The organism is Rhodococcus sp. 66b (assembly GCF_002076325.1).
Lineage (GTDB): Bacteria > Actinomycetota > Actinomycetes > Mycobacteriales > Mycobacteriaceae > Rhodococcus_F > Rhodococcus_F erythropolis.
Genome location: NZ_MUZB01000002.1, coordinates 539112 through 553390 on the forward strand (window position 1 = coordinate 539112; position 14279 = coordinate 553390).

Sequence of the window (14279 nt, forward strand, 5' to 3'; positions counted from 1 at the left end):
CCATATCGTACGGTGCTGGCACCCTGGAACCTGAGGGTATGCCTGCATTGGGGTGAAAGTGGATCTGACGGACGGATCGGAAGAGGGGCGCCAGAGGTTCCTGGCCTGAGCGTGAAACCTGATACAAGGTGAAGGACAGTCTTGTGTAGCTTTTTAATGTCAACCCTTCCGGATCTCAGACTTCGGTGTCGCTTTTCATGGACCAGCGACTTGAGAACGATGATTTCTTGGCCTTCGATTAATGAGACACTCATATCGTGGCGAGATTCGGAGCTATCCAGAACAGCAAGACCAGGCTTGATGAACGACATCGAGACGATGAACTAGACGGATTCTTCGTCGCGGACCAGCCAACCGATGATGATGCGAGTGCTGCCCACGAGGTACGGATACTGAACCTTGTACCAGACACTTCGTACAATTCGAAGCTGTACATTTTCCCGATCAACACGCTCCAGCACAGCGATGGGTACCTCCGTCCGAAGTACTCCAAGATTCGCAGGTTGACGCTGGATGTACCGGGGGACTTCGAGAATGCTAATTTCCGAGAGATCCTTGAGACCTTGCCACGCGGATTTGTCAAGGACTACGAGTACGGTCTGGGACTGCTCCAGGACTGCAATCGCCTTGTGCGCCTGATCGAGAAGCACACCGAGTGTGACGAGATTTCGTTCACAGGAGGTCGGATCCTCGAAGTGGACGAGAAGCAACTACTACTGGGCTTGGAGCGCTTCGAGGAGATCTATTCGGAGATCCATCGAATCAACAGCCGCGGTAACGACGGGGCTGCCCGAGTGAAAGATGCATTCGTCCACAACGAACTAGCTTCTACTTTCAAGCTGGAGCCGGCAGTCTACAGCCTTGGCCGCCACCCGGTATCGCACGTGCTGACGAAGGCCGCTGATGGTGTCAAGGAGCTGACGGAGGACGAGCAGGACGCGCTGATCCACACTTTCGCCTCGGAGTCCGCTGCGCTGGCGCGGACACGACCGGAGACGTTTTTGAAACTCCATCGTGACGTCGAGCTCGTGAATCTCGATCGGCTCATCGGGGCCTACGAGGAGGTTCTCAATAGGGGCAAAAAAGAGCCATTCTGGCAGACCTTCTTCGATGACAACGCATTTGCGCTTCAGCAGGTGTTCGGCACGCCAATGGTCAGCTTTCAGTCGAGCGCGTCTGTCGGCGGTGTCGGATTCGCGGGTGGCGGCGGCAAGATCGCCGACTACCTCTACAAGAACCCGCTGACCAACAATGTTGCTCTGGTGGAAATTAAGCGGCCGTCTACGCCACTGCTCGGCACTAAGGAGTATCGAGGGGGTGTGTTCGGCCCGTCCAAAGATCTCGCCGCAGCTGTAACGCAGGTGATGGATCAGGCCTATCACCTGACGACTCACTTATCCCAGCTGAAAAGCGACTCGAGGCGTTCGGATCTGGAGGCATACGCGGTTCAGTGCTTCGTCGTCGTCGGGCGGACCCCATCCTCGGACCATCCTCACAAGCAAAAGTCGTTTGAGATGTATCGAGCGAATTCGCGGAGTGTGAAGATTGTGACGTACGACGAGATTCTGGAACAGCTCAAGCTTTTGCGGGAATTTCTCCTCCCCGCTCCCTCAGCGAGCGCTAGCGGCGAAGAAAGCTAGCCACCGGGAATCACCAGGCCCGAATGGTGAATTGGTGGATTGCTTGTGTTTGTCCGTCTCCAAAACAGTGTCGATCCTGGAACCTGCGGGAATGATCCAGATTTGAAACTTAGGGGCTATTGCGTGAAGGGCGTGGAGTGATGCCTTGAGGCCAAACAGTGCCGACGGTGTAGCAGATGTTGGTCAAGTCCGCGTTGGTCAAGTCCGCGTCGGTCAAGTCCGCGTCGGTCAAGTCCGCGTCGGTCAAGTTGACGCCCGTCAGGTTCACGCCTGTCAGGTTCGCTCGGACCAATTTCGCGTGGAAGAGATCTGTGCTGGTCAGGTCCGCTCCGGACAGTTTCGCACTGGTCAGGTTCGCGCCATCCAGGTTCGCGCCGGTCAATTTCGCGCCGACCAACCTCGCGCCGGCCAAGTTTGCGTCGAATAACCTCGCACCGGCTAGGTCCGCTCCAAGCAATATCGCGTCGACCAGTGTCGCACCGGCTAGGTTTGCATCGGTCAATTTCGCGCGGGCCAGTTTCGCATTGACAAGGTTCGCCCCGGCAAGGTCCACGAGGGCGAGGTCAGCATTGTTCAAGTCGCAGTTGAAGCCGTTCCAACTCTTCGACGCTGACTTGTCCCCGGATGCGCGTCTGCGCGTAGATGAGCGCTTGTGCATCGTAAAAAGGATGGTTTTGCGTACCTCAAGCTCTCCGGTATCGGGCAAGTTCGCGGCGTTTAACGCTGGTGTGTGGGTATTTGGGGTGCGAAGGTATGCGCGGAGTAGGTCGATGGCGACTTGTTTCTCCTCGGGTTCGTCCTGTTGTTGCCAGTCGTCAGCGAGGGATGCGAGAGCGTAAACGCCGGCGAGACGAATAGCGGATGATTCGTGAGCAAGTTGCTCGGCGCTGGTTGTGTACCGAGATCGCAGGTCTCGGATCACTTCTCGTTGATGGGTTCGTTCGGATGCCTTTGCTTGTTCGTCCCGAGTGGCATCCGCTTGTTGGCGTTGTTCCGTAAGTTGTTTCTCGTGCCTGGTTTTCTCATCGTCGGCAACAGTTTGAGCGTGGTCGAGTGCAGCTTTCGCTGTTTTTTCTGCACTGATTCGCGTGTTGTGTGCGGATCGGAAGGTCAGGATACCGGCACCGAGCACACCAGCTCCGCCAAGCACTGTCGCGACGGGTTGCGCCACTCCGGAGTCTCCGGACAGCATCGCGAATCCAGAAACTACAAACAGCGCGAGACCTGTGGTGGCCAGGGTGGCGCTTACGAAGAAGCTTGGCCGACGGTCACCGGACGCGGTTGATGTGCTGCCCTCTACCTTGTCGATAGGCGGATCCGCAGAGGGCTTCGCTGGTTTTGTCATCCAAACAGTGTGAGGTGTGGAAATTCATACCCACAAAGTGAGTCCGGTCTGGATCGAACATTCAGATCATGAGGGTTCAGTCCGTCGAAGGTGTCTCGCCGCGGGGTGTCTTAGAAACGATGGTTTGGCGAGACAAGGATGCTGCCATCGATGTACTGGGCTGTCCTGGCCGAACACTCCCGTGGGCCGTCTTGAAAACCCGTCTCACACCCTATAGTCTCACAATTGCGGAATCGACGGGATTATGAGACATAGGTGGATGTATGGCGATAATTGGATACGCGAGAGTTTCAACCACTGACCAGAACCCACAATTGCAGCTCGATGCGCTGGCTGATGCCGGTGCCACTCGAGTATTCACTGACCAGGGTGTCAGTGGCGCGAAGGTGGACCGGCCTCAGCTCGTTGCCTGCCTTGATCATCTTCGTGAAGGTGATGTCCTGACGGTGTGGAAGCTCGACCGCCTCGGGCGTAATACCCAGCACATTCTGCAGACCGTCGACGAATTAGCCGCCCGTGGTGTCGGTTTTCGTTCGATCACGGAAGGGCTGCATACGGACGGACCGATGGGTAAGGCGATGCTGACAATTATGGCTGCATTCGCACAGCTCGAACGGGACACGATGATTGAACGCACTCGGGCCGGCCTGGCTGTCGCAGCCGCGAACAATCGGCGCGGTGGGCGACGCCCCAAGCTTGACGACACTCAGTCTGCCCGCGCACGGGAACTGCGCAATAAGGGAATGACTGCAGCCGAAGTGGGGAAGGTGCTGGGCGTATCGCGAGCCACGGTGTACCGCTACTTGGGTGCTGACGGCGCGGAATTCGCCACCGATCAAGGTGTCGCGACGAAGGAGGCGTAGCACTCGATTCGTGAACGGGCGAGTCATGAACGCGACGCCCGTTCGGCGTACCGATGGGCATCGTGGACCATGGCGGCTTGCACTTCAATTGTGCTACTTGCCTTTTGCCGTTGCAGGCGACTTACTTGACTACCGGCTGCCGTATATGTCGTCCCGGAGCTGCCGGATCGCCGCTAGGTCTTCAGGGTCGTTCGCCAGTCGTTCGTATTCGTCGTGAATCAGTTGGTTCTGCTTTTCGCGCTGTTCCTTCGCGAGTTCTGGGTTGTTGACGATGGATGCGATCGATTGGATCGACGTCCATAGGCGCTCAGGAACAATCCATGCGCGACGTCCGTCGGACTCGATTAGCGCTGGTATTTGATCAGTGTTGATCTGCTCGATCCGTTGTCCGAGGTTCAGTGATTCGTTGGTGAGTCGACTAACTACGGCCGAAGTCGTCGCGTTCGTTCCATCTGGATCAGGCTCATGCTGGCTCTCATTTTGCATGGTGTCAATTATGGCCCTGAATCTGGTTTGGAGAGTGCAGTTCTGGCATTGACATGTGCGGATGCAAAGTGCCGCGCAGGTCTTGCATTGTTTCGCGAGAGGCGCGGTCGATGCTTGGCCTTTAGGTGGTCGATGGTCGACACGCTTGAGTGCCCCGGGGATGGGGTGGGGGTGGACCTCCCCCCGGGGCAATGCAGCGATTGCGCAACACTCACTTGTCCGCTGTGTGTACGGGTTTCGAGGGATTTCTTGATTACCTGACTTTCGATTCTTTGCACAGTCGGTTGCGTAGATGACTTCACTCGGCATTCGAAAATCTCGAAGGTGCTCGAAGTTGCTCCTCCTGGAACGGATCTCACGCTGTTGTTCGGTGTGTCGACTAGCGGGGAACCGTCTCGTATGTTTTGATACTCAATGAGTACTCATAGGAGGCATTGTGAATTTGATTCGGAATCGTCGGGAGGCGCTGGGTATGACCCAGCAGGAAGCAGCAAGACGGGCGGGTTTGTCGCTGGCGACATGGTGCAGGGTTGAGGGTGGGGGTGATGAGGTCGTTGCCAGGGCCTCGACTATCGAGGCCTTCGAGAGTGTGCTGAAATTGCCAAAAGGCGGCCTGGAGGAACTGAGGGCAGGTCGCGAAGTGAGTGATTCCACGACGTACGGTCACGATGATGATGAGTGGGTTCATCTAATTGCGAAGTCGTTCAATGGGTTTCCGATGACCTCTCGTCAGGCTTACAAGATCTCAACGACCGTCGTGTGGTTGCGGGATGACCAAGTTAGCGGGTGGGACGACTATTTATCCGGCCGACATACGGTGTCAAAGGTCCTTCTGCTCAATCAGTTGCCAGACTGGGTGCTCTTCATGGTCAACTCGCATTGGCTTGAGAAGTTCAAGGCCCTCTTTGTCGAGATCGGGGATCAAATCGACCGCGGTGAGGTTCCCGGTCGGCGCTGCGTCGCCGAGCGAGTTGCGCTCCGGATTGCGCTGCACGTCGCAGCGAAGGAAGACGAGGAACTCGCCGATGAAATCGGTGATGATCTCATCGATGATGATCACGATCGCTTGGTTCCTCCTAATCTAGAAATCGGCGAGAATTGGCAACAATCTGAAGATGCGTTGTTGGGGTTTGCCGACGACATCGAGTGCATGTGGGACGAGGGCTTCACAAGAGTGATGCTTGGAGCCGACGGCCCAAAGTTTAGCGCGGAGAAGGGCTTCGATATTGGGCGATTTCATCCGCTCCGCTGGTGGGAGCCGGACGTTGAAATTCGGGAAGGACGAAAACACCAAAACGCCTGAGAGGATTGATCAGGGGCTTCCTGATCAGGTTTCGGGGCTGTGAATAGTGAGTCCGTGCGTTCGGAGCTTTCCTGGACGCGCGGACTCTCTGCGCGTCGCGACTCAAGGGGGTTCACGGTGCGAGATCCTTGGGAACCCTGTCCATGCTCGATTGCAGCATGCATGATGGAGTGTGCCGGTAAGGCCGCCCGAGCGTCTGGCGGACACTCCGCTAAGCCGTAGGTCAGGAACGAACCACGACACCGACATTGCCCCCAGGAGACGACCATGATCGAAGTTTCCGCCACAGACGCACAGCGAGATCTCCTCGCCTTGCTTGAGGCCGTCAACGTCGAACAAACGGCAGTTCAAATCAATTCGGCGAACGGAAGTGCCATCTTGCTGTCGAAGGCGGAATATGACGCAGAGGTTGAGACGGCCTACCTGATGGCCTCGCCGGCCAACGCACGTCGGCTACTCGACAGTGTGGATTCCGTGCGCCGAGGTGAGGCCAAGGAAAGAGAGCTCATCGAATAGCGACACCTAACCTGGCAGGAGTCTGCGAGGTATGTCGGTACGCAGAAAGTACGCAGTAGGTTCGAAACCGGCCAGATCATGCCAACGGTAGAAACCTGACTATCTGCTGGTCAGAGTAGGTGTCCGAATCTTGTCGGTTTCCACAAACCCCCAGGATGGAATTCCGCTTCAACGTCTAAATCCGGCTTCTGGTCCTCACCCCACGGGCAACTCGCTGAGCGTCCGACGTGTCACAAACCGCCGCGCTCTCCCAGTCAACGGGTCGGTGAATTCGAGTTCCCTCGCGAGCAATTGGAGTGGGAGGGAATGATCGTCCGGGGCGTCGGGAAGCAGGTCGGGGTATCGCCGGTCGCCCAGGATCCCGGCGCCGAGAGCTGCCAGATGAACCCGCAACTGGTGCATTCGTCCGGACTGCGGACGTAGAACCGTGTGCAGCACAGCACGTCCGGAGGCGCTCACGCCCATCCCTCGCGCCTCGATCATGGTCTCGGAGTTGGGTTCACGGCTGTCGTCGACGACGACACGCAACTCGCCGCGTCGAGCTTCGATGTGGTTGCGGTAAACGAGAGGGACGTCGAGCGCTGGCGCATCCTGGTCCCACCGGGACGGTCGCGCCGACACCGCCTCGTAGACCTTCGTGACCTGCCGCTTCTCGAACTGTGACTGGTACGCGCCGCGCGTCGCGGGGCGGGCCGAGAACATCACCACCCCTGCGGTGCCGCGGTCGAGTCTGTGGATCGGGGTCAGATCTGGGTTGTCGAGGCGGACCCGCAGTCGGACGAGCGCCGACTCGCGCAGGTAGCGCCCGCTGGGGGTGGTCGGGAGAAAATGTGGTTTGTCGATCACGACGAGATCGTCGTCGAGGTGCAGGATCTCTTCGTGGAACGGCACCGGGTCCTCCGCCGGTAACTCGCGGTAGTACCAGACGAACCGGTGCGCGCTGAGCTCGGTGCTCCGGCAGATCGACTGGCCGTCGATACCCACGAACTCGCCGTCGTCGAACCGCCGATACAGGTTTTCGGCGTCCAGATGGTCGAACTTCGCCACGACGTACTCGGCGATCGTCGCCCACGGCCCGGACGGTGGGATGCGTAGGCGCGTCGGGCCAACTCCGTTCTTGACGGGCAGCGGTGGGGACATGGACACACAGGTAATCATCCCATCGACTGCTGGTCAGCGGTGATTCGGTGCGGCCTTGCCGGAGACGTCCCCGCGGGGACGTGGGGACCAACTCGGACCGGTGATCACCAGAGATCGTCGAGTCGGAAAATCAGTAGCGCAGGCGAGATGCGGGCCCGTATGGTTCGGCAGAGAAAGGTCGCAGTCGAAAAGCACTGCGGTCCATACCTTCTGTAGCTCAATTGGTGAGAGCACCCGACTGTGACTCGGGCGACGGCGGATCGTAACCGCCCAGAGGGACTCAGTTCAGATACGGCTGACGTGAGGACTCTAGGCGCAGAGACCGGCAGCCCTTTGCCTGCACAGTTGTCGAACTAGCCTGAGCCGGTATTCCCTGAATCGCCGGACAGCATTCCAGTCGCCGGCCATTTCCGCGTCGGCAAGTAGGTATTCGCAGTTGTCCAACTGATCCTTCAAAGACATCATCAGGATTCACCTCCGATCGCCCGAGCAAGTACCTGTCTAGGATGCGTCCGGCGACACCCCGTTGACATCGGCCGAAGTACCTGTTCAGGTACCTGCTTCGGTGCGCGGTGGAGGTTACTTCTTGACCGCAGGCGCTGGTAGCGGCATACCGCGCTCGGACAGGACGGCGCGGAGACGGTCGGGGTAATCGGTGATGATTCCGTCGACACCCAGGTCTATGAGGGCGTGCATGGTGGCGGGATCATCGACGGTCCACGGGATGACCTTCATGCCAGGCGCATGTGCGCTCGCGATCATGTCGGCAGTCGGGTACAAGGCGAAGCCGGGGTCGCCGACCTTTCCACCCTGGGGAGTTCCTTGGACAGGGGAGTAGGCGGAGGCGCCGAAGGTTGCCACCGCCGCGATGCCGTCGCCACCGAAATCATCGATGTCCAGACCGCCGAGCCACGGTGACGCTCCGTCCTTGCCTACCTGGAGAAAGTCACCGTTGGTGAGCGCGACCACGGGCACACTCGGCGCGAGTTGACGGGTGAGCATGAGCGAGCCCCAGTCGAAGCTCTGAATGGTGACGCTGTCCAACAATCCGGCTGCCCGGATCGTATCGAGGACTACAGAGACGAACTGCTCACGCGGGGCGGTCTCGTGGGGCGCTCCCGCTTCCACCTTGGTCTCGATGTTGAGCTTGATTCCGGGTGCGTTGTACGACTTCACCAGAGCGAGCACTTCTTCGAGTGTCTGCATTTTCGCTCCCGGAACATTTTGCTGCTCAGGGTATCCGGCAAGGGGGAGCGTGCCACAGTCCATGGTCTTGATCTGTTGCAGGTTCAGCGTGTTGACGAATTTGCCGACGTACGGGAACTCCGGGTCGCCGGTAGTGGCGGGCTTGGTGTCGAGGCATTTCTTGTTCGAGATCTTACGATCGTGCGTGACGACAGCGATCCCGTCTTCGGTGATCTGGGTATCGAGTTCCAGTGTGCTGACGCCCATTTCGAGAGCATTGGAGAACGCGGCCAGGCTGCTCTCCGTGTACAGGCCGAGCCCGCCGCGGTGGGCTTGGACGTCGAACGTCGAAACCGGTTGGGGTGCTGAACTACCGAACGAACCGGACCAGTCGAGACTGCCGGTTGGCGATGCGCCGGCCGGGGTCGCCAGGGCGGTGAGGGGGAGTGCGACGGTCACGGCGGCACACGACAATATTCTGCTCAGTTGCATGAAAGGAACGTAAGGGCGTCGAATGGCTCGCCGGGGTTCGTTAGGTAAACTAACGGTAAAAGTCAGGCTGCGTGAACGCGCTGCTCGACGCCGTTTGCCTGGACCTTCATCCACGACGCCAGAAGCTCGCACCCGGTCAGTCCGCTCTCGTCGAGAGGTTCGATCGCGTAGCTGATGTGTCTACCGCCGCGAGGGTTCTCCAGCTGAAAGCGGTTCAGGTTCAACCGCGTCGGCAGATAGCCGAGGACTTCGAGGAACGCGGTGCGAATGCGTCGTAGATCGGTGCGCCACTGTTTCGGACTGAAACGAGTCTTCTGCGCATTCTGGAAAGCATTGCTACGAAGTAGTTCCCAAACTTTTTGTGCCCACACGCGTGCCTGGGAGAAGGACATCCAGCGCGTCAAGTCTGCGATGTCGCGAATGTAGCTGTCGTCGCTGGCATTACAGATCATGTCCTGTGGGTGCCCGATCCACTTGACCGGAATCCACGGCTGGACTTCGGGTCCGTCGCCGGCAACTCCGTGTCCCTCGCAACCTTCGATGACGCCGGTCGGTTGTTGTGGATCGGAGATCAGTCCGACTCCGATGATGTTGGCGCCGTTCAGCGTCGGAGAAGTCGTCGGAGAAGTAAATGTCGGAAGAGCCGCGCGGATCACGGTGCATCCCTGTGAGTATCCGATCAGCATGACCGGGCCGTCTATCTCTGCGATTGCGGTCGAGAGGGCCTTCACACCCATCGCGGTGCTGTGCCGAAAGCTCAGGCCGCCGTCGGCGACCGGGCCGTACGACGCGGGATAGGCGACCCAGCGAGAATCGAATCGACTGTCGAGTTCGTCGGTGACGGCACTGAGGAGTCCGCGCACACGCGCGCCGTGGTCGCCGACGTGGGATTCGCCGGTGCCGCCAACTGCAAGAACGGTTACCTCAGCCATGCCAGCGATGATCCACGTCAATTCTGAGAGGTCGGCTTCCAAACCCTGAGAAGAGACTGGCAATCCGTTGTGCTGCGAAATCGTTATCGAGCGAGCACCATTTACCCATGACGACGCCGAATCGTTCATCCAGGCGAAAAGTGTCCGTTGTCGGTGCGGGAAGCGTCGGCACTGCGATTGCGTACGCGTGCTTGATACGCGGATCAGCCGACGCGCTCGCCCTCTACGACACCAACAGTGCAAAGGTCCGCGCCGAAGTTCTCGATCTCAACCACGGCACCCAGTTCACACCGCCGTGCACCGTCGAGGGAGGTGATGACATCTCGGTCACCGCGGGATCCGACTTGGTCGTCGTCACCGCGGGCGCAAAACAGCATCCCGGCCAGTCGCGGCTCGAACTTGCCGCGGTGAACGTCAAGATTGCACAGACTCTGACCGAACAACTATTGGCGGTGTCACCGGACGCGGTTCTACTCTTCGTCACCAACCCGGTCGACGTGGCGACCTACGCAGCGATCCAGGCTGCGGGACCGTCGTACCGCAGCCGAATTTTCGGATCGGGGACGGTGCTCGACACGGCCCGATTGCGATTCCTGCTGGCCACCGAACTCGGAGTCGCGGTCGAGAACGTCCATGCCTTCATCGTCGGCGAGCACGGGGACTCCGAGATTCCGCTCTGGTCGAGCGCAACCATCGGCGGAGTGCCGGCAACCTCGTTCGTGGGACCGTCGGGCGGCGTCCTCGGCCCCGACTTACGCGCGAATGTCGCGAAGTCTGTGGTCGAGAGTGCCTACGAGATCATCGAAGGAAAGGGTGCGACCAACCTCGCCATCGGATTGTCGAGCGCATTCATCGCGGAAGTCGTGTTGCGGGACGAACAACGGGTTCTTCCGGTATCGACCTTGCAGACCGGTGTCCACGGACTCGATCGCGTTTGCCTGTCCCTTCCCACGATGGTCGGTCGTGCGGGTGCCGGTCGAGTCCTCGAGGTACCGCTTTCAGAAAAAGAGGCTTCGGGGCTCCGATCTTCGGCCCGTACATTGCGAGAGGTGCAGGAATCTCTGGGATTGTGAATATCTGTTCTGCTCGATATCCGACATATAGGATCAACAAATGATCAGCTTCCTGATTCGCGCCGCGATCTTCCTGGGTTCTGCCGCTGTCGGGCTTCTTGTTGCTTCGTTGATTCTTTCGGGCTTCTCGGCGCCCACATCCGGATTCATCGTTGCGGTCGTGATCTTTGCGATAGCGCAATCGGTCCTGGCGCCGTTCATCGCGACAGTGGCAAAGCGCCACGCACCAGCATTTCTCGGCGGAATCGGATTGGTGTCGACGTTTGTCGCTCTGTTGGTGGCGTCGCTCTTCTCCAATCTGTCGATCTCCGGTGTCTCGACGTGGATTCTGGGAACAGTCGTCGTGTGGCTGGTAACAGCACTTGCGACGCTGGTGCTTCCGTTGTTGTTCGTGCGTAAGAAAGTTCAGGAGAAGAAGGCTCAGTGACGCGTCCGAACATCGGTATGGACTACTCAGTCTTGGACTGCCCGGATCCGGCTGCATTGGCCAACTTCTACGTCCAGGTCCTCGACTGGAAAAGCGTTCGGGACGAAGATGATTGGCACGTGATCGAAGGACCCGCCGGCGAGCGGCTCGCGTTTCAGCTTGCTCCGGATTTTGTTCCGGTCGACTGGCCGACATCCGGCGTCGGAATCCATCTGGATCTGCTCGTCGATTCTCTCGACCCCGCGGAGGCTTGGGTGATCAGCCTGGGTGCGCAGCGGGTGACCGGCATCCCGGAGCATCAGACTTTCCGCGTCTACCGCGACCCGGTCGGTCACCACTTCTGCCTGTGTCTGCGCGACTGAGTGTCGACTCGCCCCGATCTCGTCGACCGTGGATAATTCCGAACACTTGTCACGCCCGAGAATTGGAGATCGACGATGGCTTCGCAGAATTCCGACGAATTCCTGGTAGAACGTACGACGATCGTCAAGGCAGAAGCATCGGTCGTCTTCGCGTTGATCAACGATTTCCACCAGTGGACCCAGTGGTCGCCCTGGGAAGGTCTCGACCCGGCAATGCAGCGCACGTACGCGGGTCCTGACGCGGGCGTCGGGGCTTCGTACGCCTGGGCCGGAAACAAGAAGGCAGGCTCCGGTTCGATGGTGATAACCGAATCCGTTCCAGACGAACGCGTAGTTTTGGACCTGGCCTTCCTCAAGCCGTTCAAGGCACAGAACGTCACCACCTTTCTCATCTCTCCGAATGCCGGTGCCTCTCCCAATGCCGGTGAAGTTCAGGTGACGTGGAAGATGACTGGAAAGAAGAATCTGTTCTTCAAGATCTTCGGTTTCATCTTCAGCATGGACAAGCTCGTCGGAAAGGATTTCGAGAATGGCCTGTCCCAGCTGAAAGCTGCTGCCGAAAAGGGCTGACGAGCCGGTGGTACCGTCTCCCGGTGTTACGGATGACGCCCACCGATGCCCAAACCTTCTGGATTTCGGAGAAGATCCCCAACGATCAACTACTGCTCTACTGTTTCGACGGGCAGAGCCAGTCGATCGACGAGCTACGACGCTCGGTGGTGGAAAGAGCGTCGCTCATTCCGGATCTCAATGTTCGGATTCGTGAATCACCGTGGCATCTAGACTATCCGCTCTGGGATCCCATGCCGGTCGATGCCTCGTTGGTGAGAGTGCATGAGCTGCCGGATGACTCGTGGCCATCGTGTATTCACGGAATCGAGAAGCTTCTCGAAAACCACGTCGACCCGCGTGAGTCCCCGTGGACGCTTCACCTGTTCCACGGCGTCACCGGCGCGCCGCGTTGTAGCGGCCCGGCGCTGATCGCAGTTCTGCAGGTCGCTCATTCTCTCGCGGACGGTAAGCGGGCGTCGGCGATTGCTCGCCAGCTGTTCTCGCCGCAACCGCCCGCAAAGCAGAAGACGGACGTGCGGCCTAGCGGATCAGCCGAGATTCTGGGCCGCGCCGCCCTGCGCCTGCCGGGTCAACTCGTTTCGCTGTTCCGCGACGGCCGGGCGGGGCACCGAGCGCAGGTACAGCTGCAGGTGGACACCGAATCGGGAGTTGTTGCGCCGCAGGCGGCGAGCCGTCCCAAGGTGCGCTCCAACATCCCGCCTGGACCTCACCGACTGGTGCGCATGGTCGTGCGGGACAGCGCAGATTTCCGTGGCGACGGCGTATCCGTCACAGTCGGAGCGATGACAGCCATCTCGGTAGCGATGGCGAATTACCTCACCGAGCGAGACGGCTCGGTACCGCCGGAACTGGGAGCCGAGGTGACCATCGCCAAGGTGGGTACACCCACAGCGCGCAACCACTTCCGCAATGCAGGTGTCGGACTGTTCCCGGATATCGATGATCTTCGTGAGCGAGCCCAACGGATCAAGGCGTCGATGGCCGAGCGTCGCGCACGGGCATCCCATCCGTCGAGCGCAGCGTCGGATCTCGCGCTGAACGCGGTTCCCGGCCCGCTGGTCCGTTGGGGCGTGCAGCAATACGATTTCACGGCAGTGCCCGACGAGGTCACCGGCAACACCGTGGTGTCGAGTGTCGCGCGCGGTGACGCGGATCTGGTGCTCGGAGGCGGCGTCGTTCGGTTCACAGCGGGCTTCCCGAGTTTGTCACCGGTCATGTCCTTGACCCACGGCGTACACGGGATCGGGGACACGGTGACGATCAGCATCACCAGCAGTCCGGCCTCGATCGCGGACATCGACGTGTACGAGCAGATGATGCACGACGCGATCGACGAGGTACGCGAAGCGCTGTCGTGACGGCCTGATGTACTGGCAGCATGGGATTCACGCGCGCCGAACTGGAATCGTTCCGAGACGCCGAGATCGAGGATCTGATCGGGCCGAATTGTCGTCTGTTGTTCGTCGGTATCAATCCGGGACTGTGGACGGCGGCGACGGGCGCGCATTTCGCCAGGCCGGGTAATCGGTTCTACCCGGCACTGCTGAGGGCAGGCATCATCGAGCGTCCGATCGATCCTTCCGCGGGTATGTCGGACGCCGATACGCAGCACCTGATCGATCGCGGCGTCGGTATCACCAATCTCGCCGTTCGCGCGACGGCCAGAGCCGACGAGTTGAATGCAGAGGAACTTGCCGCCGGAGGAGTGCGGGTGCGGGCAGTCGTGCGTTCGACCAAACCGAAAGTGGTTGCCTTCGCCGGAATCACCGCCTATCGCACTGCTTTCGCTGACAAACGAGCCAAAGCGGGGCGGCAAGATCAGCCTTTCGAAGATGCTGCTCTGTGGATCGTGCCCAATCCCAGTGGGCTGAACGCACACGAGACGGTGGATACGTTGGCCGCCAAATACCGTTCTGCTGCAGCCGAAGCCGGGATATTCTGA

Annotated in this window: 15 protein-coding genes and 1 tRNA gene; 11 read left to right on the plus strand and 5 right to left on the minus strand. The window is 59.4% G+C overall.

Features of this window, described 5'->3' with window-relative positions:
- The first annotated feature begins 257 nt into the window (after positions 1–257).
- Positions 258–1640 carry a Shedu immune nuclease family protein gene (locus tag B0E55_RS05525; RefSeq protein WP_080909231.1) on the plus strand — a complete coding sequence of 461 codons (1383 nt, stop codon included), beginning with the start codon at positions 258–260 and terminating at the stop codon, positions 1638–1640.
- Positions 1641–1749: 109 nt separating this feature from the next.
- Here the strand turns inward: B0E55_RS05525 and B0E55_RS31640 are convergent, their stop codons facing one another.
- Positions 1750–2298: a pentapeptide repeat-containing protein gene (locus B0E55_RS31640; protein ID WP_157902069.1), complete on the minus strand. Its 549-nt coding sequence runs from the start codon at positions 2296–2298 to the stop codon at positions 1750–1752.
- Between the two features lie 950 nt (positions 2299–3248).
- Here B0E55_RS31640 and B0E55_RS05535 point away from each other — a divergent pair.
- Complete coding sequence (locus tag B0E55_RS05535; protein WP_080909233.1) at positions 3249–3848, plus strand: recombinase family protein; 600 nt, start codon at positions 3249–3251, stop codon at positions 3846–3848.
- A gap of 129 nt (positions 3849–3977) precedes the next feature.
- On the opposite strand, the gene B0E55_RS05540 is transcribed toward B0E55_RS05535, so the two are convergent.
- Positions 3978–4334, minus strand: a complete 357-nt coding sequence (locus B0E55_RS05540) for a hypothetical protein (RefSeq protein ID WP_080909234.1) — start codon at positions 4332–4334, stop codon at positions 3978–3980.
- Between the two features lie 436 nt (positions 4335–4770).
- Here B0E55_RS05540 and B0E55_RS05545 point away from each other — a divergent pair, with 436 nt between their 5' ends.
- The gene (locus B0E55_RS05545; protein WP_274534432.1) at positions 4771–5637 is read left to right on the plus strand and encodes a helix-turn-helix domain-containing protein; all 867 of its coding nucleotides are present in this window, start codon (positions 4771–4773) and stop codon (positions 5635–5637) included.
- A gap of 267 nt (positions 5638–5904) precedes the next feature.
- Positions 5905–6153 (plus strand): type II toxin-antitoxin system Phd/YefM family antitoxin, encoded by a 249-nt coding sequence (locus tag B0E55_RS05550; protein WP_080909236.1) that lies wholly within the window; start codon positions 5905–5907, stop codon positions 6151–6153.
- 195 nt (positions 6154–6348) lie between these two features.
- Here B0E55_RS05550 and B0E55_RS05555 read toward each other — a convergent pair whose 3' ends face one another.
- On the minus strand, positions 6349–7311 hold the full coding sequence (locus B0E55_RS05555) for a pseudouridine synthase (RefSeq protein ID WP_080909237.1): 963 nt from the start codon (positions 7309–7311) through the stop codon (positions 6349–6351).
- Positions 7312–7499: 188 nt separating this feature from the next.
- Between B0E55_RS05555 and B0E55_RS05560 the strand changes: the two genes are divergently transcribed.
- Positions 7500–7572 (plus strand) — tRNA-His (locus tag B0E55_RS05560).
- A gap of 300 nt (positions 7573–7872) precedes the next feature.
- Here B0E55_RS05560 and B0E55_RS05565 read toward each other — a convergent pair.
- Together B0E55_RS05565 and B0E55_RS05570 are read right to left on the minus strand one after the other, a co-directional pair.
- Positions 7873–8937: a glycerophosphodiester phosphodiesterase family protein gene (locus tag B0E55_RS05565; protein WP_041816096.1), complete on the minus strand. Its 1065-nt coding sequence runs from the start codon at positions 8935–8937 to the stop codon at positions 7873–7875.
- 95 nt (positions 8938–9032) lie between these two features.
- Positions 9033–9902, minus strand: coding sequence for a PE-PPE domain-containing protein (locus B0E55_RS05570; protein ID WP_029255840.1), 870 nt, complete (start codon positions 9900–9902; stop codon positions 9033–9035).
- Between the two features lie 107 nt (positions 9903–10009).
- Here B0E55_RS05570 and B0E55_RS05575 point away from each other — a divergent pair, with 107 nt between their 5' ends.
- The 6 genes from B0E55_RS05575 (at position 10010) to B0E55_RS05600 (ending at position 14279) form a co-directional block, all read left to right on the plus strand.
- Positions 10010–10975: an L-lactate dehydrogenase gene (locus tag B0E55_RS05575; RefSeq protein ID WP_020908505.1), complete on the plus strand. Its 966-nt coding sequence runs from the start codon at positions 10010–10012 to the stop codon at positions 10973–10975.
- 40 nt (positions 10976–11015) lie between these two features.
- Entirely contained in the window at positions 11016–11402 is a 387-nt protein-coding gene (locus B0E55_RS05580) for a phage holin family protein (RefSeq protein WP_019744552.1), read from the plus strand.
- Positions 11399–11764, plus strand: a complete 366-nt coding sequence (locus B0E55_RS05585; protein ID WP_019744551.1) for a VOC family protein — start codon at positions 11399–11401, stop codon at positions 11762–11764. Before B0E55_RS05580 ends, B0E55_RS05585 begins: the two co-directional genes overlap by 4 nt.
- Positions 11765–11839: 75 nt before the next feature.
- Complete coding sequence (locus B0E55_RS05590) at positions 11840–12334, plus strand: SRPBCC family protein (RefSeq protein ID WP_080909238.1); 495 nt, start codon at positions 11840–11842, stop codon at positions 12332–12334.
- Positions 12335–12366: 32 nt separating this feature from the next.
- Positions 12367–13695, plus strand: a complete 1329-nt coding sequence (locus B0E55_RS05595; protein ID WP_080909239.1) for a WS/DGAT domain-containing protein — start codon at positions 12367–12369, stop codon at positions 13693–13695.
- 20 nt (positions 13696–13715) lie between these two features.
- Positions 13716–14279: a mismatch-specific DNA-glycosylase gene (locus tag B0E55_RS05600; RefSeq protein ID WP_019744548.1), complete on the plus strand. Its 564-nt coding sequence runs from the start codon at positions 13716–13718 to the stop codon at positions 14277–14279.

Coding starts and splice junctions, on each gene's coding strand:
- B0E55_RS31640 (WP_157902069.1), bottom strand. CDS start 2,298: ATGCACAAGCGCTCATCTACGCGCAGACGCGCATCCGGGGACAAGTCA.
- B0E55_RS05535 (WP_080909233.1), top strand. CDS start 3,249: ATGGCGATAATTGGATACGCGAGAGTTTCAACCACTGACCAGAACCCA.
- B0E55_RS05540 (WP_080909234.1), bottom strand. CDS start 4,334: ATGCAAAATGAGAGCCAGCATGAGCCTGATCCAGATGGAACGAACGCG.
- B0E55_RS05550 (WP_080909236.1), top strand. CDS start 5,905: ATGATCGAAGTTTCCGCCACAGACGCACAGCGAGATCTCCTCGCCTTG.
- B0E55_RS05555 (WP_080909237.1), bottom strand. CDS start 7,311: ATGATTACCTGTGTGTCCATGTCCCCACCGCTGCCCGTCAAGAACGGA.
- B0E55_RS05570 (WP_029255840.1), bottom strand. CDS start 9,902: ATGGCTGAGGTAACCGTTCTTGCAGTTGGCGGCACCGGCGAATCCCAC.
- B0E55_RS05575 (WP_020908505.1), top strand. CDS start 10,010: ATGACGACGCCGAATCGTTCATCCAGGCGAAAAGTGTCCGTTGTCGGT.
- B0E55_RS05580 (WP_019744552.1), top strand. CDS start 11,016: ATGATCAGCTTCCTGATTCGCGCCGCGATCTTCCTGGGTTCTGCCGCT.
- B0E55_RS05590 (WP_080909238.1), top strand. CDS start 11,840: ATGGCTTCGCAGAATTCCGACGAATTCCTGGTAGAACGTACGACGATC.
- B0E55_RS05595 (WP_080909239.1), top strand. CDS start 12,367: ATGACGCCCACCGATGCCCAAACCTTCTGGATTTCGGAGAAGATCCCC.
- B0E55_RS05600 (WP_019744548.1), top strand. CDS start 13,716: ATGGGATTCACGCGCGCCGAACTGGAATCGTTCCGAGACGCCGAGATC.